At 72.4% G+C, this 17,626-nt stretch carries 15 protein-coding genes, 2 tRNA genes and 1 pseudogene; 11 read left to right on the top strand and 7 right to left on the bottom strand.

Going from position 1 to position 17,626, the window contains the following annotated elements; genetic code table 11:
* Positions 1-647 precede the first annotated feature (647 nt).
* Complete coding sequence (locus KG102_RS18885) at positions 648-773, top strand: hypothetical protein (RefSeq protein ID WP_255547342.1); 126 nt, start codon at positions 648-650, stop codon at positions 771-773.
* Positions 774-1,308: 535 nt separating this feature from the next.
* Here KG102_RS18885 and KG102_RS01110 read toward each other — a convergent pair.
* The gene (locus tag KG102_RS01110; protein WP_208289650.1) at positions 1,309-2,253 is read right to left on the bottom strand and encodes a family 43 glycosylhydrolase; all 945 of its coding nucleotides are present in this window, start codon (positions 2,251-2,253) and stop codon (positions 1,309-1,311) included.
* Positions 2,254-2,305: 52 nt separating this feature from the next.
* Positions 2,306-3,355 carry a LacI family DNA-binding transcriptional regulator gene (locus KG102_RS01115; protein WP_249667412.1) on the bottom strand — a complete coding sequence of 350 codons (1,050 nt, stop codon included), beginning with the start codon at positions 3,353-3,355 and terminating at the stop codon, positions 2,306-2,308.
* 209 nt (positions 3,356-3,564) lie between these two features.
* Between KG102_RS01115 and KG102_RS01120 the strand changes: the two genes are divergently transcribed.
* The 6 genes and pseudogenes from KG102_RS01120 (at position 3,565) to KG102_RS01145 (ending at position 10,768) form a co-directional block, all read left to right on the top strand.
* A complete protein-coding gene (locus KG102_RS01120; RefSeq protein WP_208210273.1) occupies positions 3,565-4,935 on the top strand; it encodes an ABC transporter substrate-binding protein in 1,371 nt (456 codons plus the stop codon).
* A gap of 1 nt (position 4,936) precedes the next feature.
* Positions 4,937-5,893, top strand: a complete 957-nt coding sequence (locus KG102_RS01125; protein ID WP_208210272.1) for a carbohydrate ABC transporter permease — start codon at positions 4,937-4,939, stop codon at positions 5,891-5,893.
* A complete protein-coding gene (locus tag KG102_RS01130; protein WP_208289649.1) occupies positions 5,893-6,717 on the top strand; it encodes a carbohydrate ABC transporter permease in 825 nt (274 codons plus the stop codon). The genes KG102_RS01125 and KG102_RS01130 overlap by 1 nt, the downstream gene beginning before the upstream one ends.
* Entirely contained in the window at positions 6,714-7,673 is a 960-nt protein-coding gene (locus KG102_RS01135; RefSeq protein ID WP_208289648.1) for an alpha/beta hydrolase, read from the top strand. Before KG102_RS01130 ends, KG102_RS01135 begins: the two co-directional genes overlap by 4 nt.
* 24 nt (positions 7,674-7,697) lie before the next feature.
* A pseudogene (gtfA, locus tag KG102_RS01140) lies at positions 7,698-9,206 on the top strand (sucrose phosphorylase); the annotation flags it as partial.
* 80 nt (positions 9,207-9,286) lie between these two features.
* Positions 9,287-10,768, top strand: coding sequence for an RNB domain-containing ribonuclease (locus KG102_RS01145; protein WP_249667413.1), 1,482 nt, complete (start codon positions 9,287-9,289; stop codon positions 10,766-10,768).
* On the opposite strand, the gene KG102_RS01150 is transcribed toward KG102_RS01145, so the two are convergent.
* From KG102_RS01150 to KG102_RS01160, 3 genes are read right to left on the bottom strand one after another with little or no spacing between them, the layout of a single operon-like run.
* Positions 10,750-11,472 (bottom strand): glycosyltransferase, encoded by a 723-nt coding sequence (locus KG102_RS01150; RefSeq protein ID WP_249667414.1) that lies wholly within the window; start codon positions 11,470-11,472, stop codon positions 10,750-10,752. The two genes, KG102_RS01145 and KG102_RS01150, sit on opposite strands and share 19 nt — an antisense overlap.
* Positions 11,469-12,830, bottom strand: coding sequence for a PIG-L family deacetylase (locus KG102_RS01155; RefSeq protein WP_208289646.1), 1,362 nt, complete (start codon positions 12,828-12,830; stop codon positions 11,469-11,471). Before KG102_RS01155 ends, KG102_RS01150 begins: the two co-directional genes overlap by 4 nt.
* Complete coding sequence (locus tag KG102_RS01160) at positions 12,824-13,843, bottom strand: acyl-CoA dehydrogenase family protein (protein WP_208289645.1); 1,020 nt, start codon at positions 13,841-13,843, stop codon at positions 12,824-12,826. The genes KG102_RS01155 and KG102_RS01160 overlap by 7 nt, the downstream gene beginning before the upstream one ends.
* Positions 13,844-13,989: 146 nt before the next feature.
* Here KG102_RS01160 and KG102_RS01165 point away from each other — a divergent pair, with 146 nt between their 5' ends.
* From KG102_RS01165 to KG102_RS01175, 3 genes are all read left to right on the top strand, one after another.
* Positions 13,990-15,021 (top strand): hypothetical protein, encoded by a 1,032-nt coding sequence (locus KG102_RS01165; RefSeq protein ID WP_208289644.1) that lies wholly within the window; start codon positions 13,990-13,992, stop codon positions 15,019-15,021.
* A gap of 52 nt (positions 15,022-15,073) precedes the next feature.
* Positions 15,074-15,667, top strand: a complete 594-nt coding sequence (locus tag KG102_RS01170) for a YdeI/OmpD-associated family protein (protein WP_208289643.1) — start codon at positions 15,074-15,076, stop codon at positions 15,665-15,667.
* A gap of 66 nt (positions 15,668-15,733) precedes the next feature.
* Positions 15,734-15,822: transfer RNA gene (locus KG102_RS01175), tRNA-Ser, on the top strand.
* Positions 15,823-15,845: 23 nt separating this feature from the next.
* On the opposite strand, the gene KG102_RS01180 is transcribed toward KG102_RS01175, so the two are convergent.
* A complete protein-coding gene (locus tag KG102_RS01180) occupies positions 15,846-17,060 on the bottom strand; it encodes a low temperature requirement protein A (RefSeq protein ID WP_208289642.1) in 1,215 nt (404 codons plus the stop codon).
* A 96-nt stretch (positions 17,061-17,156) separates the two neighbouring features.
* On the opposite strand from KG102_RS01180, the gene KG102_RS01185 reads away from it, so the two are divergent.
* Positions 17,157-17,229, top strand: a tRNA-Arg gene (locus KG102_RS01185).
* A 68-nt stretch (positions 17,230-17,297) separates the two neighbouring features.
* Here KG102_RS01185 and KG102_RS01190 read toward each other — a convergent pair.
* Positions 17,298-17,456: a hypothetical protein gene (locus KG102_RS01190; protein WP_208210263.1), complete on the bottom strand. Its 159-nt coding sequence runs from the start codon at positions 17,454-17,456 to the stop codon at positions 17,298-17,300.
* Positions 17,457-17,626: the final 170 nt, after the last annotated feature.

Genomic DNA, 17,626 nt, shown 5'->3' on the forward strand with positions numbered 1-17,626 from the left:
GAGTGGATCGCCGGCGAGAAGACGTTTTCCGTGCTCATCCTGTTGCTGTCGGCCTTGCTTGGCTTTGCTCTCGGTCTCATTCCGGGGGCAGTCGAGCGCTCCGACGATGCTCGTGCGCGAGAGATAGCCCCAGGGGTTAGAGATCACTGGGTTCGACTTCGCCGACGCCGACGCGCTGGCCCTCGCCGCCGGCGCCGACACGGACGCTTCGGGGCTCGCCGCAAGCATGTTGCTCACGAACCGTGCCGAGCAGGCGGTAACGGTAGTTCGACTCTCATTCGCACGCGGCGACGACGAGTACACCGTCCGATTCGCGACGCGCCAAGATTGCAAGGGCGGATCAGTCACGCTCGCCCCGGGCGGCGCGTCCGCAGTTCAAGTCTTCGTGGAGGTGCCCGGGACTGTGCTTCAGACATCGCTCAGAGCAAGGTCTACGGGAGCCTGATCGCAACGACGGCCACCGGAGAGGAGATCGTCGTGTTGCAGGGCGCTGCCGTCATTCCTCGGGGTGAAGATGAGGACTTAGGGACTCTGTCTTTCGATTGCTCGGCCGACTGGATTTACGGCTGATGTCTCGAGGGCGAGCCGGGCTCTTCTAGCGACAGCGCCGAGGTGGGGACGGCACCACCGAGCACATCACCCTGACGGTGCTGTTCGGCCAGGAAGCCGACTGGGATGCCATCGACGACGTCGCCCTCGACGCCCTGCCCGATGGCGATCTGGATGCCGCACCCATGGTGCGTGTGTGGGTGGCGCCCTGGCAGACGTGCTAACAATGCCACGAGCCCAGGCCGCTGGCTGAGTCCACTAGTTCGGCTTGAAGCGGAGGTCCCGTGCAGACGCCCTGGGAGTCACAGCTCATACCGCGACGTTTTCTTCAAGCCTGAGCCCCGCCCTGGGGCTGAGCTGCGCGTCGCGGGCCTGTACGGGAGTGCAGCTCGTTTGAAGGCGGGACATTCCTGAAAGGCTTGGCTGATCGGTGGTCGACGGTGCGGTCGACGTGCCGGACGTGCTCCAGCTGTCAAGGTGCAGGTCAGCCGTGGGACACGGTAACGATCGGGAAGTGCAGGGCCTCGCATCTAGCCACCTGGTGCCGGTGTCAGCGGGCGCCGGTGCACTGGTCGGATGAGCAATCCCCGCCGACCCCGACCCCAGTGGTGTGCCCGTGCGCCACGATGGTGCCCGCTGATCGGCCGCGCCAGCCGGCGCCCCTGGATCTGCCATCTGTGCCGAGCCGGGAAGGCCCCGGCATGAGCCCTGAACAGATCGTGCTCCCGTGGCTTTCGGCGCACCCTGATCGCGAGTACGTCAGGGCGTCACGACGAGCGAGGTCCCGGCCCAGCTCACCGCCATGGGATCGCTGATGCTGCCCACGAAGGTCCCGTCAGCGGCGTCGTTGTGGAACGCGAGCAGGAGCCAGCGGGCGCTGTCCCGGCGCCGCACGAGCCGGCCGCTGTACAGGTCGCTCCCCGTCAGCGGTTGCGCGTTCGCGATGTCGAAGGGACCCAGCGGGCCGGCGCCGCGTGCGACCCAGACACCGGCCGATGTCCCGTTCGTGCGGGTGTCCGCAGACGTGGCGAGGCACGAGAAGACGACCACCCACGTGCCGTCGACGTCCTCGACCTGGGCGACCTCCAGGTGTCCGAAGCCGTCCTCGGGCGCGGTCAACGGTGCGCGCAGCTCCCACCGGCGCAGGTCCGGCGACCACGCGTGCCCGAGGGCTCCCCGGGAGTCGGCCGGACCGGTGCGGGCGCGAGCCGTGACGAGCATGTGCCAGCCGTCGCCGTCCGGGTCGGCGAACACCCACGGGTCGCGGAACGCCTCCTCGGCCCACTGGCCGTCCTCGAGCAGCTCGTACCAGCGGGGGTCCGCGCGCAGGACCGGGTTGTCAGGGCTCTTGGTCCAGGTCGTGAGGTCGGCCGACGTGGCGTAGCCGATGGTCTGGACATTGCCCCCGAGGGTCATCGTCGCCCCGGTGTAGAACATGAACCACGTGCCGTCCGGGTGCCGAACGACCGATCCCGTCCAGGTGGCGAGGTCGTCGAACGCGGGGGAGTCGCCGCGCACGAGGGCATCCGCGACCCGGGTCCAGCTGGTCAGGTCGGTCGAGACAGCGTGCCCGACGGACGCGCGGTGGTGCCGTGCGTCGGGGTCGCCCAGCGCTCGCGAGGCGTAGAGGAAGAACAGGTGGTAGCTCTCGCCGTCGTCCGCGAGCCAGAAGTCCCACACCCACGAGTCCGGAAGCTCGAGCACGGTGGAGATCCTCTCGGACTGGAGGAGACGGGTGCGGGGGCGGGCGACCTGGCTAGCGACGGGCGGCGACGGATCCTCTGGCGTGCAGCGGCAGGGGGTACCGGTGAACCGCAGCGGGCACCGTGCCGGGCCCGTCCCGCACCACCTCGATGAGGAGCTCGACCGCCCGGCGTCCGAGCTGCTCGTGAGGGATCGCGAAGGACGACAGGCCCGGGCGGAGCCATTCGGCCATCGGGTAGTCGTCGAACGACACGACCGACACGTCGTCCGGGATGGCCAGGCCGGACTCCTGGAGGGCCTGGTAGGCGCCGAAGGCCAGCCGGTCGTTGAAGCAGATGAGGGCGCGCGGGTGGGGATGTCGATCGAGCAGGTCGCGGGTCGCCTGCCAGCCCTGCGGCGGCAGCCAGTCCTGGCAGAGGTGCGCGGAAGCCGGTTCGAGACCGGCGGCGCCCAGGACCTCGCGGATCCCCGCGAGACGTTCGACGCCGGCGACCGTGTCGGGGGGCACGTCGTCCGGCGTCGGTCCGGCGCCGATCAGGTGGATCTCGCGGTGTCCGGCCTCCAGCAGGAGGCGAGCGGCGGCCCGACCGGCGTCGACCTCGTCCGGAACCACGGCCGGAGCAGCCGTGGGCTCGGCGGCGAGCATGTTCAGCAGAACCGTGGGGACGCGGTCCAGCAGCTCCGGCACGGATCGGGTCCGTGTGAACATCGAGGTCAGGATGATGCCGTCGACCTGGCGGTCGTGCATCGCCTCGAGCAACGCCACCTCGATCTCGGGGTCGCCCTCGGTCTCACCGATGAAGAGCATGAAGCCGTGATCACGGGCGGCTTCGATCGCGCCCTTGATCATGTCGCCCGCGAGCTGGGAGGTGGCCACGGTGTCGGAGACCAGGCCGAGGGTCCGCGTCGTGCCTTTGCGCAGCCCGATCGAGACGATGTTGGGCCGATACGCCAGCTCGGCGGCCGCACTGCGCACGCGCTCCTGGACCGCCCCGGAGATGCGCAGCTCGGCGCCGCGGCCCGACAGCACGAGGGAGGCGGTCGTGGACGAGACGCCCGAGGCGCGCGCGACATCCGCCAAGGTCACGCGCGTGCGGCTCACCACTGACTCCTCTCGTCGCCACGGATCCTAGATGTGTGACGAGCGTGACCTGCGACGTCGCTCAGCCGGGCGCATTCCGGGCGTGATCGATCTGTAACCGCGTCCCGCTTGACATCCCGTCGGCCGGATCGCAAGTATCGGTCGTGCTAAGCCGATTTAGCAACCGGTGTGATTCCCCCCGGACCGCTTCGTAGAAGAAGGAGACACCGTTGTCTCGAGCCAGTCAGAGGACGCGCCGCCTCACGGCCGCAGCGTCCCTGTGCCTTGCGAGCCTCATCACCGTCACCGCGTGCAGCGCCCCCGGCGGCACGACGAGCGACGACCCGGAGCCGACCGCTGGCGGCACGAACGCAGCCGGTGCACCGAGCTGCGGCGAGGACGACGTCGTCCTCAGCACGTACATCGAGACGGGCTTCCCCCTGCCCAAGGCTCTCGCCGACGAGTTCACGGCCCAGTACCCCAACGTGACCTTCGACATCCGCGAGGACCAGTTCGCGGTCATCACGCAGAACGCACCCCGCGTCCTGGCCGACTCCCCGCCGGACCTGATGCGCCTGCCGCAGGTGTCGGAGCTCGCGACGGACGGCCTGCTGCTGGACCTCGACCCGTACGCCGAGGCGTTCGGGTGGGACCAGTGGCCGGCGTCGCAGCTCACGCAGATGCGCGTCGACGAGGACGGCCGACGCGGCAACGGCCCGCTGTACGCGATGGGCCTGAACCAGTCGATGACCGGCATCTTCTACAACAAGGACCTCGCGGCGCAGATCGGTATGACCGAGCCGCCCGCGACCCTCGCGGAGCTCGACGCCGTCCTGCAGAAGGCCAAGGACGCGGGCATCACCCCGATGGCGCAGTTCAACGGCGGTGCCACCGGCGGGTTCGCGTTCCCGCTGCAGGGCCTCATGGCCTCGTACGGAGACCCGGCCGCGATCAACGACTGGACGTTCCAGCAGGCCGACGCGCGGATCGACACCCCGGAGAACCTCGAGGCCGCCGAGCACCTCGACTCGTGGATCAAGGCGGGCTACTTCGCGGACGACGTGAACGCCATGGACTACGCGACGATGATGAGCCGGTTCATCGACGGCAAGTCGCTGCTCATGTTCAACGGCGACTGGGAGTCCGGGAACCTCGACGCCCAGATGGCCGGCAAGGTCGGGTTCTTCCTGGTCCCGCCCGTCGAGGCGGATGGCGAGGTCGGCGCGATGTCCGCCCCGCTGACCTACGGCGTCTCGTCCCAGGCCAAGAACCCCGACTGTGCCGCCTTCTTCCTGGACTGGATCGCGACCAACGAGGAGGCGCGCACGATCGGCGTCGAGATCGGTGGCTCACGCCCCATGGGTCCCGCCGACGGGTTCATGCCCGAGGTCGACGAGACCTCGGTGACCGCCCAGACGCTGGCGGCCGGTACGACCATCGGCGAGGACGACGGGGCGATGGAGTTCATCGCCAACGCGACCGGTGAGATCTACGCGAAGAGCTGGACTCCGAACCTGCAGAAGCTCGTCGCCGGCGAGCAGACGCCCGAAGGCCTCCTGACCGCCGTGCAGGCCGACTACGAAGCACAGATCGGCGGCTGACATGACAGCGACGACCGGGACAGCCGGTCGCCGCGAGACGGTCGAGCAGTCGACCAGCATCGACGGCAGGCGCCGCGCCCTCAAGGCGCGGCGCCTGCGCCGAGGCTGGATCGCGCTCTCCCTCGTGGCACCAGCGGCCCTGTTCTACGGCGTGTTCGTCCTGCGGCCGCTCGTCCTGACCTTCCAGTACTCGTTCTACGACTGGAACGGTGTGGGACCCGCGACGTGGGTCGGCGCCGACAACTACACGCGGCTCCTGCGCGACGAGGCCATGCTCGGCTCGATCGTCAACGCGCTCGAGCTCATCATCTACTTCTCGTTCGTGCCCGTCGTCCTCGGGCTGTTCACCGCGGCGACGATCCGCAAGTTCGCGGCGAGCCGACTGGCGGTCGTGTCCCGCACGGTGCTCTTCCTCCCGCAGGTCATCCCGCTGGTCGCGGCCGGCATCATGTGGACCTGGCTGATGGCCTCCGACGGCGTGGTCAACCAGCTGCTGCGCGCGGTCGGGCTCGGGGACCTGGCGCGGCCGTGGCTCGGCGACTTCGACGCCGCCCTGCCGGCAGTCGGGGTCATCGGCGCCTGGGTGGCGCTCGGCCTGTGCATGCTCCTGCTGCTCGCCGGCATGACGAAGATCGACCCCGCGCTGTACGAGGCGGCCCGCATCGACGGCGCCGGCGCGATCCGCGAGTTCTTCTCGATCACCCTGCCGAGCCTGCGCCAGGAGATCGGCGTGTGCGTCACCGTCACCGTGATCGCCGCCCTCGCGAGCTTCGACATCATCTACATCTCCACCCAGGGAGGTCCGGGCAACAGCACCCTCGTGCCCGGGCTCGAGATCTACTACCTGGCGTTCTTCAGCCGCGAGATCGGACAGGCCTCCGCGCTCGCCGTGGCGTTCATGGTCCTCGTGCTGGCCATCGTCCTGCCCATCCAGCGACTCACGAAGGACAGTGACTGATGGTCGTCTCCCGTCGCGAGAAGTGGGTCGGCAACGCCCTTCTCGTCCTGCTCATGGCCGTGACGATCCTCCCGTTCTTCACGCTCCTGATCACCGCTCTGCACCCGTCCGGCACGTACCCGTCGGGCCTCGAGATCCCCGAGACCCTGCACTGGGAGAACTTCGCCGCCGCCTTCCAGTCGGCGCACATGGAGAAGCTGCTCTGGTCGAGCGTGCTCATCGTGATCGGCGTCGTGCCCGTCGCCCTGCTCATCTCCACGCTCGCCGGGTTCGCGCTGGGTCACCTGCGCCCGCCGGGGCACCGCTGGATCTTCCTGGCGTTCCTGCTCGGCCTGACGCTGCCGTTCCAGGGCGTCATCGTCCCGCTGTACTTCCAGATGCGTGACTTCGGCCTCCTGAACACGCGGTGGGCGATCATCCTTCCGTTGATCGGCCTCTACATGCCGTTCGCCGTCATGTGGATGCGGGCGCACTTCGTGAACATGCCGCAGGACCTGTCCGAGGCCGCGCGGATGGACGGCGCGAGCACGTGGGCGCTGTTCTCCAAGATCCACCTGCCGCTGTCCATGCCGGCGCTGTCGTCCCTGGCGATCCTGCTCTTCCTGTGGACGTGGAACCAGTTCCTCCTCGCCGTCGTGCTCGTCGACGACTCGACCAAGCGCACGATGGCCGGTGCGCTCGGTGCGTTCCAGGGCCAGTACGGCACCGACATCCCGCTGCTGTGCGCGGGGTCCCTGCTCATCCTGACGCCGACGCTGATCGTCTTCCTGGTCTTCCAGCGACAGTTCGTCTCCGCCCTGCTCCAGGGCGCGGTCAAGGGATGAGCGTTCGCCTGCCCCCGTTCGACCCCGAGATCGCGGCAGTGATGCTGGACAAGGCGGAGCTGGTCGTCACCGCGCTCGCACCGGACGAGATCGGTGCGCTCCGCGCCCGCGCGACGCCACCCGACATCCAGGCCGTGGTGGCGGCCGCCGCGTGCACGGTCAGCGAGCACCACGCCCCGGGCCCGGACGGTGACGTCCGGGTGCTGGTCGTGCGTCCGGAGGGGGTGCCGGAGCCCGTCCCCGTCCTGCTCCACCTGCACGGCGGGGGACTGGTCGTCGGGGACGTGGCAGACAACGTCGACATGGCGCTGGACGTCGCACCCGGGTGGGCCGTCGCGTCGGTCGAGTACCGGCTGGCACCGGAGAGCCCGTATCCGGCGGCCGTCGAGGACGCGTACGCGGCGCTCGTCTGGCTCGTCGCCAAGGCGTCGGACCTGGGAGTCGACCCGCAGCGAGTCGTCGTCACGGGCGTGAGCGCCGGCGGTGGCCTCGCTGCGGCTCTGGCGCTCCTGGTGCGCGATCGTGGTGGCCCCCCTCTGCTCGGCCAGCTGCTCGTGTACCCGATGCTCGACGACCGCAACGACAGCCCGTCCACGCACCAGATGGCAGGTGCCGGGTCGTGGGACCGGACGGCCAACGCAACGGGGTGGGGCGCATACCTCGGCGCAGCCGCGGGCGGACCCACCACACCCCCCTACGCGTCCGCGAGCAGGGCCGACTCGCTCGGCGACCTGCCCCCCGCGTTCATCGACGTGGCCTCGACCGAGACGTTCCGGGACGAGTGCGTGCAGTACGCCGCCAGGCTGTGGGCCGACGGTGGTGACGCCGAGCTGCACGTCTGGCCCGGTGGGTGCCACGGGTTCGACGGCCTGGTGCCCACGGCTCGGCTGTCGCGCGCGGCCCGCGCGGCGCGCGCGAGCTGGCTCACGCGCCTGCTGGCCCGCAGGCACGGCTGACCACGTGCCGCGTACCCAGATCGGACAGACAATGCCAGTACCGACCCCGACGGAGTCCCGCACGTGAGCAACCACGGTCCTCAGCTCATCACCTACGCCGATCGGCTGGCGGGGGACGTCGCCGGCCTGACCGCGCTGCTCGACGGGCCGCTGGCCGGGGCGTTCGACGGCGTGCACGTCCTGCCGTTCTTCACCCCGCACGACGGTGCCGATGCGGGGTTCGACCCGAGCGACCACACGATGGTCGACCCGCGCCTGGGGACGTGGGAGGACCTGCGCCTGCTGGCGCAGGGCCGGACCGTGATGGCCGACGTCATCGTGAACCACGTGTCCGCCCTGTCCGAGCAGTTCCTGGACGTGCGCGAGCGCGGCGACGCGTCGCCGTGGGCGCCCATGTTCCTCACCCTGTCGTCGGTGTTCCCCGACGGAGCGACCGAGGCCGACCTCGCGCGGATCTACCGGCCCCGGCCCGGGCTGCCGTTCACGGCCATGCGGCTCGGGGGCGAGCGCCGGCTGGTGTGGACGACGTTCACCCCGGACCAGATCGACATCGACCTGCGGTCGACGGAGGCGTGGGACTACCTGGACTCCGTCGTCGACGCCCTGCTCTCGGCCGGCGTCACCCAGCTCCGGCTCGACGCGGTGGGCTACACCGGCAAGCAGGCGGGGACCGACTGCTTCATGACGCCGGCCACGGACCTCTACACGGACCGGATCGTGCAGCGGGCGCACGCCCAGGGCGCGACCGTGCTGGTCGAGGTGCACGGGCACCACACCCAGCAGATGGAGATCGCCCGCAAGGTGGACCTCGTCTACGACTTCGCCCTGCCGCCGCTGGTGCTGCATGCGCTCACGGCGAGCGACCTGGCGCCGCTGGCGCACTGGCTGCACATCCGCCCGACGAATGCGGTGACGGTCCTGGACACCCACGACGGGATCGGGATCGTGGACGTGGGGCCCTCCGACCTGCGTCCCGGCGAGCCCGGCCTGCTGACCCCGGAGCAGATCGACGTCCTGGTGGAGTCGATCCATGACAACAGCGGCGGCACCTCGCGCATGGCGACGGGTGAGGCGGCGTCGAACCTCGATCTGTACCAGGTCAACTGCACGCTCTACGACGCGCTCGGGCGCGACGACCGCCGCCACGTGCTGGCCCGCTTGATCCAGCTCTTCGTGCCCGGAACCCCGCAGGTCTACTACGTCGGCCTGCTCGCCGGCGCCAACGACATCGACCTGCTCGAGCGCACGGGGGTGGGCAGGGACGTCAACCGCCACCACTACACGGCCGACGAGGTGGCGACGGAGCTCACCCGCCCTCCGGTGCGCGCCCAGCTGGAGGCGCTGCGGGTGCGCGCCACCCATCCCGCCTTCGGGGGCTCCTTCTCGTGGGAGACCCACGGCACCGGGGCGTCGCTGCGCTGGACGTCCGGCGACGACTGGGCCGAGCTCGACCTCGACGTCGCCGACGCCTCCTACGCCATGACGGTGAGCGAGGGGGACGGCGCGGTGCAGGTGCTCGCGGCGGGCCGGTAGCGCGTACCGGGTGCTCGCGCGGGCACCGGGCGCAGGGCGCCCGGCGGGCATCCCGGCGACCGGGCACCTAGGCTCACGGCGTGCCCCGACGACACGTCCAGCTGCCCGCCCGCCCGCCGCAGGAGGCGCAGGGCGAGACGGTCGACGTCCTGGTCCGGCGGGGTCTGGACGACCTGCGCCGCGAGCTCGACGTGCCCGCGGAGTTCCCCGCGGACGTGCTCGCGGAGGCCGCGTCCGCGGCCGCCGGTGGACCGGCGGGCGAGCGGTCCGACGCCACGGACATCCCGTTCGTGACCATCGACCCCGAGGGCTCCAGGGACCTGGACCAGGCGGTCCACATCGAGCGTCTCGGTGACGGCTACCGGGTGCGGTACGCGATCGCCGACGTCGCCGCGTGGGTGCGACCCGGCGGGGCGATCGACCGCGAGGTCCGCGAGCGCGTCGAGACCCTGTACGCGCCGGACGGCCGGACGCCGCTGCACCCGCCCCTGCTGTCCGAGGGTGTCGCGAGCATCCTGCCCGACCAGGTGACCCCGGCCCTGCTGTGGACGATCGACCTGGACGCGGACGGTGCACCGCAGGACGTCACCGTGCGACGCGCGTCGGTGCGCAGCCGCGCGCAGCTGACGTACACGGGTGCGCAGGCGGCTCTCGACGACGGCTCCGCGGACGAGTCCCTGCAGCTCCTGCGCGAGGTCGGCACGCTGCGGCTGACCGCGGAGGTGGCGCGCGGCGGCATCACGCTGCCGACGCCCGAGCAGGAGGTCGAGCAGGGTGCCGACGGGGTCTGGACCCTCACCAGCCGCGCGCCGCTGCCCGTCGAGGAGTGGAACGCGCAGATCTCGCTGCTCACGGGCATGTGCGCCGCCCGGCTGATGCTGGACGGACGCGTCGGCATCCTCCGGACGCTCCCGGAGGCGGACCCCCGCGACGTCGAGCGGCTGCGCCGGTCGGCGCGTGCGCTCGGGGTGCCGTGGCGTGCGGGGGTGACGCCCGGTGACGTCATCCGGGACCTCGACGCGGCCGACCCCGCACACGCCGCACTGCTCACGGACGCGACCGCCCTCCTGCGCGGGGCGGCGTACGTGGCGTTCGACGGCGAGCTGCCGGCGTTCGTCGCGCACACCGCGATCGCGGCGCCGTACGCGCACACCACCGCCCCGCTACGCAGGCTGGTCGACAGGTTCGTCGGCGAGACGTGCGTGGCGCTCTGCGCCGGTGAGCCGGTCCCCAGTTGGGTGCGCGACGCCCTGCCCGAGCTGCCCGGGCTGATGGCCGGTGGCGACAAGCGGGCCGCCGAGTACGAGCGCGGGTGTCTCGACCTGGTGGAGGCTGCCCTCCTGGCCGGGCACGTCGGCGAGGTGTTCGACGGTGCGGTCGTCGATGTCCGGGAGGACCGGGACGCGGGCGTCGTCCAGCTGCGCGACCCGGCGGTGCGCGGTCGCATCGAGGGTGTCGGGCTTCCGCTGGGCGAGCACGTCCGGGTCCGGCTGACCGAGGCGTCCGTCCCGCAGCGCACCGTCCGGTTCGAGCTCGCCGAACCTCAGGCCGACTCGGCCTGATCCTCCGGGGAGCCGAATCGCGACCGCAGGTAGCCCGCGTAGCCGCCGGGGGTGCGGCCGACCAGGCGCCCCGAGGTGAGCACGTCGCAGGCGTCCGTCGCGACGACCCGCGCGCCGTCCCGGACCAGCGCGGCCACCAGGTCGACGTCCTCGTGCTCGGGCAGGTCGGGGAAGCCGCCCGCCCGCAGGTAGGCGTCCGCCCGGACGCCCAGGTTGGCGCCGTGCACGTGGCCGTTCGGCCGACCGCGCACGCGGGTGGCGCGCCACGCGGCCAGCTGGCTCGCGGTGAGCTCGGCCGGATCCGGGCGCACGGTCCCGACCACCACGTCGGCGCCGGCGTCGGCCAGCCGGACCTGCTCGAGGATCCACCCCTCCGGGACGGCGGAGTCCGCGTCGGTGCTGGCGACCCACGTCCCTCGCTCCGGGGCGGCGGACCGTGCGAGCGCGTCGCACACCCCGGCCGCCCGCGCCGCTCCGGCGCGTCCGGCGCCGAGCTCGACCAGCCGCAGGTCCCGGTGCCCGAGCGCCACCGTGCGGGTGCCGTCGGTGCACCGGTCGAGCACCAGCACCAGGTCGACCGTCAGGTCCGGGCGCGCCAGCCGGGCGGCCCGCCGGGCCACCTGCAGCGCGTCCAGGCACCTGCCCACCAGCTGCTCCTCGTCCCGGGCCGGGACGACGACCGCGACGTGCTCGATGCGCCTCACGCGAGGCCCGTCCGCTCGGCGACCGAGCGCGGGTCGTCGCCGTACACGTCGAGCAGCAGGTCCGCCTCGCGGTGCTCGGCCAGCAGGCTGAGGTCGAGGGTGCGACGCAGCACGCGGTGCACCTCGTCACCGCCGAGCGGGTAGGCCTCCACCGGATGACGCCAGTGGCACGCCAGGAGCGTGCCGCCAGGGGCGAGCGTGGCCCGCAGGTCCGCCAGCACCCGCTCCAGCGTCGGGCGGGAGAAGTAGTAGCCGACCTCGGACAGGACCACCAGGTCGAACGGACCCGCCGGGACGGCATCCGCGACGTCCGCGACCTCGACGCGTACGTGGGGCAGGCCGGCGACCCGGGTGCGGGCGCGCGCGACCGCCTCCGCGGACACGTCGACGGCCAGCAGGTGGTCGGCCCGCCCGGCGAGCTGCTGCGTGAGCACCCCGATGCCGCAGCCGATCTCCAGCACCCGCCCGTACCTCGCCGCCGGCAGCGCGGCGAGGGTCAGCGCGCGCTTGCGCTCCTCGTACCAGCGGTCGGTGTACCCCCAGGGGTCCTCGTGCCGGTCGTACGTCGCGTCGAAGAACTCGCCCGGCAGCGTGTCCCGGGCCTCGCCCGCCGCGACGACCACCTCGACGTCACGGTCGAACGTCCGCAGGAACGCCGGGTGCAGCGTCGGGGCGTCGCGCGGGTCGGACGACAGCGCGGTCACCTGCGTGACGTGCGCGGCCACCGCGCGCTGCTTGCGGACCACCGACCGGTCCGAGAGCTCGACCACCCGCATCCGGTCCCAGGGCACCCGCGCGTCGTCGGGCGTCGCCCAGTGCCACAGCCACAGCGGGTACTCCAGCAGCGTGCACCCCAGCTCGTCGGCCAGCGCCGCGCAGATCTCGCCGACGATCCGGTGGTCCCGGTGCCCGTCGCCGCGCCACGGAGCCACGAGCTGGTCGACCTGCGCGCCGTCGGACAGCAGGCCGCGCAGGTCGTCCTCGATGGCGTCACGGGCCTCGCGCAGGCCGCCGTCCGCGTGCCCGAGCATCGTGATCGCCGAGTCCGGCGACAGCAGGTGCACCGCCTCCACCACCTCGGCCCAGCGACGGGTGGCCAGCGCGTCCGGGTCGAGCGTGGGCGAACCGGGGTGGGAGGCGGCGCCGTCGGACACGATCACGACGTCGGCCGGGTGCCCGGCGTCGGCCAGCTCCGCGAGGATCCCGCCCGCGCCCAGCGTCTCGTCGTCGGGGTGCGCCGCGACCACGACCGTGCGGCCCGTCCGGCGCAGCGCGAGCGCGGGGAGGGCGCCCAGGCGCGGGTCGGCGGACCACCGACCGGCGGGCGTGCCGGGCGCGCGGCCGTCGAACGTCACCACGGTGCCTCCCGTGACGCGAGCGCCGTGCCGAGGGACGCGTCGTCGCGCTCGGCGTGCTGCTGGCGCACGTAGACCTGCAGGTCGGCGACGCGCTTGGCGTGCTCCTCCTCGAGTGCGAGCGGTGCCGGGCCGAGGGCGTGCCCGACCCGGGCGACCACGTCCTCGCACACGAGGGCCACCGTCGCGCGGACGCGCTTGGCCAGCAGACGCCCCTCGGGGGCGCCCAGGGTGTGCGCGTCGACCAGGGCCGCCGCCTCGGCCAGTGCCCGCCGGGCGTCCTCGAGCCGGTGGTCGACCGCGCCGAGGTGCATGGCGAGGAGCGGGTCGTCGCGCCGCGCGGCCTCCGCGTGCAGGCGCCGGCCGAGGCCGACCGCGCCCCCGAACCAGCACGCGGCGACGCCGATGCCACCCCACCAGAACCCGGGCCGCTCCAGGTACCAGCCGGGACCGCCGACGGGTTTCGCGGGCACGTCGTCGAACGCCACGGGGGTGCTCGGGATCTCCGCCAGGCCCCGGGAGACCCAGGCCTGGTCGACCAGGCGCACGCCGCTCTGGCGCAGGTCGACCGCGAACAGCCCGCGCCCGCCGTCCGGCAGGTGCGCGGTGACCAGCGCCGAGTCCAGCACGCCGGCCAAGGAGCACCAGGGCTTGGTGCCGCGCAACCGCCAGCCGTCGTCGCGCTCGGCGTCATCGCGCCCGGCGTCGACCCGCACGCCCGGACCTTCGGCCGCGAACACGCCCCAGGTCCCGCCGCTGTCGGGGATGCCGGCCTGGGCGAGGATCGCGCGCGCGTCCAGGTGCGGCTCGACCGCCCGCGCCACGCCGAGGTCGGCGGCGCCGAGCGTGGCGAGCAGCTCCCAGAGCCGCGCCGTGGCGCCGCCGCCGGGCACGAGGTCGGTGGACCAGGTCGGGACGACGCGCAGCGCCTCCTCGACCGTCCCGGGCACGTCGGCGACCGCCGGAGTCGCGAACGGGGACAGGCTCACGTGGCCGGACAGGCTCGTGCCGACCATCGTTGCCGCTCCGTGGTGCCAGGTCGGTCCGCTCGTCGATCCGACGTGACAGGATCATCACCGCGACCCGCCGATCGCGCGAGCCGAGCCGTACGAGCGGCGCCGTGGCAGGGTCGGAGAGTGCACCCCGGCGCAGGGCGGAACCGATGAGCGAGCTCGACGACGTCGCCGACGACCTCTACTCCGGGCCACCCGCCGAGTTCGTCGCCCGCCGCGACGCCGCGGTCAGGGCCGCCCGCGCCGACAAGGACCGGGAGCTGGCCACGGCCATCGGCGAGCTGCGCAAGCCGACCGTGTCCGCCTGGCTGGTCAACCTCCTCGTGCGCAGCGACGCCGCCCTCCCCGCGCAGATCGTCGCGCTCGGTGAGGGGCTGCGTGATGCGGAGCGGTCGCTGGACGGACCCGCCCTGCGCGACCTGTCGAAGCAGCGCCGCCAGCTGGTCCGCTCCCTGGTCGCGCGCGCCCGTGGCCTGGCCAAGCCGTCCGGTCAGAAGATCGGCGATGCGGTCGTGCAGGAGCTCGACGCCACCCTCACCGCCGCGCTGGCCGACCCCGCCGTGGCCCGCGACGTCCTGTCGGGACGCCTCACCGCCGCGCGCGAGTACGCGGGGTTCGGCGCCGCGGACTCGGCAGAAGGGGACGCGGCTGCTCCGGCCCCTGCCCCGAAGCCGCCCAAGCCCGCGAAGAGCGCCCCGGCGCGCGGGAAGCTGCGCCTCGTGGGGGAGTCGGAGCGTGCCGAGCCGACGAAGGAGACGGGTGAGTCGGCCGCCGAGCGGGACCGCCGCCGCCGCCGCGAGGAGCGTGAGCAGCGAGCCCGCGATGAGGCGCAGGCCGCGTGGGAGCAGGCCGAGCGCGCGGCGGCCGAGGCCCGGCAGCGTCACGACGCCGCGGTCGCGGCCCGCGAGGAGAGCGCGGCCGAGGTGGCTCGGGCCGAGGAGGCCGCCGCCCGCGCCCACGAGGAGGAGGACGACCTGGTCCGCGCGCTCGCGGAGGCCCGGCGCCGCCTCGCCGCCGCCGGCAAGGCCGCGACGATCGCGGACAAGGAGGTCGGGACCACGCAGCAGACCCTGCGGGCCGACGAGCGCGAGCTCGCGACCGCCGAGCGTGAGCTCCACCGCGCCGAGCGCGCCCGCGACTCGGCCGCCGCCACCCGCGACGCGGTCACCTCCGAAGCCTGACCCCCGGCCACCCCACGGTCGGGAAGGATGGTCGGCGACGTCAGGAGGAGCCATGGCAGGCAGGGACGACGCTCCGCGGGTGCACGTGGAGTCCGTCGAGGAGTGGCGCGACTGGCTCCTGGCTCACCACGCGACCGAGCCGGGGGCCTGGTTGGTGTCCTGGAAGGCGTCGACCGGTCGGCCCTGCGTGCAGTACGAGCGCGCCGTCGAGGAGGCGCTCGCCGTCGGCTGGATCGACTCCGCCGGCCGCACGCTCGACGACGAGCGCCGGATGCTCTGGTTCACCCGCCGCAAGCCCGGCAGCGGCTGGGCGCGCACCAACAAGGAGCGCATCGTCCGGCTCGAGGCCGAGGGGCGCATGACGCCGGCCGGCCGGGCGGTCATCGACGCCGCCAAGGCCGACGGTTCCTGGACCCTCCTGGACGACGTGGAGAACCTCGTCGTGCCCGACGACCTGGCCGCGGCGTTCGACCGGCACCCGGGGTCGCGGCAGAACTTCGACGCGTTCCCCCCGTCGGCGCGTCGCGCCATCCTCGAGTGGATCGTGCACGCCAAGCGTGAGGCCACCCGGACGGCCCGGCTCCAGGAGACGGCGCGGCTGGCGGCGCAGAACCTCCGCGCCAACCAGTGGAAGCCCAAGGAGTAGGCATCGCCGCAGGTCAGCGACCGCTTTGGTAGTGAGCCTCCGGCGCAGGTACCCTGTGCTGGACCTGGAGACGTCGCATAGCCCGGTCTAGTGCGCGACCCTGCTAAGGTCGTGAAGGCGCAAGCCTTCCGTGGGTTCAAATCCCACCGTCTCCGCTCAACAGTTCAGCTCGAACCCCTCAGGGTTCGGGCTGTTGCTGTGTACGGGCCCGCACGACGTCGCCGACGATCACCGCGAGCAGCACGCCGTTCGACAGCCAGTTCAGGCCGAGCGGCGTCAGCACATCGCGTAGGCCGAACAGCGCCAGCACCAGCACGACGCCGGCCAGGTGCGCCGCGGACCACCGGCCACCGGTCGCCCGTCGGAAGAACGCGTTGCCCAGCAGGTACACGGCCGCGGCTCCGCAGATGAGCCCGGCGGTCCACGTGTCGGTGTGCCCGACGGGGTGCAGGAGCACGAGCTCGTCGGCGACGGCGGTCAGGACGATGCCCGCGATGAGCAGGAACGGGACGTAGGTGTAGGCGGTCTGGGCGACCATCCCGGGGTCGGCGCGGGAGGACAGGTAGGCGGTGGCCGAGTGCTCCGACCGGTCGAAGAACAGCAGCCACATGAGCACGGTGCTGGCGAACGCGGCGAGGAACGCGAGCAGCGTCGTCGCGTCGAGCTCGAGCTCTGCGAACGCGGTGCCGGTGACGATGATCGACTCGCCCAGGCTGAGGATGAGGAACAGCGACACGCGCTCGGCCATGTGCGACCCGCGCACGGCCCACGTGGTCGGGTCCGTCGGCCCCATCCCGGGCACCCAGAACAGGGCACGCGGACCGGCGGCGTCCAGCAGGGCCGCGACGGCCCAGAGCGCCAGCCGCGTGGTGTCGTCGGCGAGCGCACCCGCGATCCAGAACGCCCCGGACACGCTCACCCACACCGTGATCCGCACGAAGTTGACCGCGTTCTCGGGCCAGTGCCGGCCCATCGCCCACACGGTGAACAGCGTGCGACCCACCTGGATGAGCACGAACGGGACCGCGAAGAGCAGCGCCTTCCCGTCGAACGCCTCCGGGATGGCGCTCGACATGAGCAGCCCGAGCAGCATGAGGACCAGCAGCATCGTGCGGACCGGCACCTTCTCCGGGTCCAGCCAGTTGGTCACCCACGTGGTGTCGATCCACAGCCACCACACCGCCCAGCCGAGGACCAGCGTGTGCAGCAGCGTGGTCAGGTCCGGGTGGGCGATGAGACCGTGCGACAGCTGCGTGATGGCGAACACGAACACGAGGTCGAAGAAGAGCTCGACGTACCCCACCCGGCTGCCGTCGTGGGCGTCCCCCTGCCGCAGCACGTTCGCGCGCATGCCCCACCGGCCGCCACCGGTGCGCTGCGAGCTCGACGCCATGGGCGCGATCCTGTCACGGGACGTGCGCCGCTTCACGGCCCGGTTTGGGGGAGCGGCCACCGACCTGTATCGTCATCTGCGGCCCTGCGGGGCCATGCGCCCGTAGCTCAATGGATAGAGCATCTGACTACGGATCAGAAGGTTGGGGGTTCGAGTCCCTTCGGGCGCACAGCGAAAGAGGCCCGGTCCGCTCAGCGGATCGGGCCTCGTTCTGTCTGCTGCCTGCTGCCTGGGGGGCTACCGGCGGGCGCGCAGCGGGTGCAGGTGCGGCCGGTGACGGTGGGGGGCTCGCGCCGCCTTCCCGGACTTCTCGAGGTGGGTGCGGTGCTGCTCGAGGCGCACCTCCAGCTCGTGTTCCTGGTGGCGGTACATGGCGATGGCGAGATCGGGGTGCACGGGGGTTCTCCTCATTGAGCAACCGGTGGTGATGACGTGGCTCGTGGCCGACACCCACTGTCCTCGCTCCGGGCGGTCGGCGCAGCAATCCGCACCGCGTGTCACCCGGTCGCCGCGCCGGCGCCGTCGGCAGGGGGAACATCCAGGCTCGGTCCTAGGTTCAACATATC

It is taken from the genome of Cellulomonas fengjieae (assembly GCF_018388465.1).
Lineage (GTDB): Bacteria > Actinomycetota > Actinomycetes > Actinomycetales > Cellulomonadaceae > Cellulomonas > Cellulomonas fengjieae.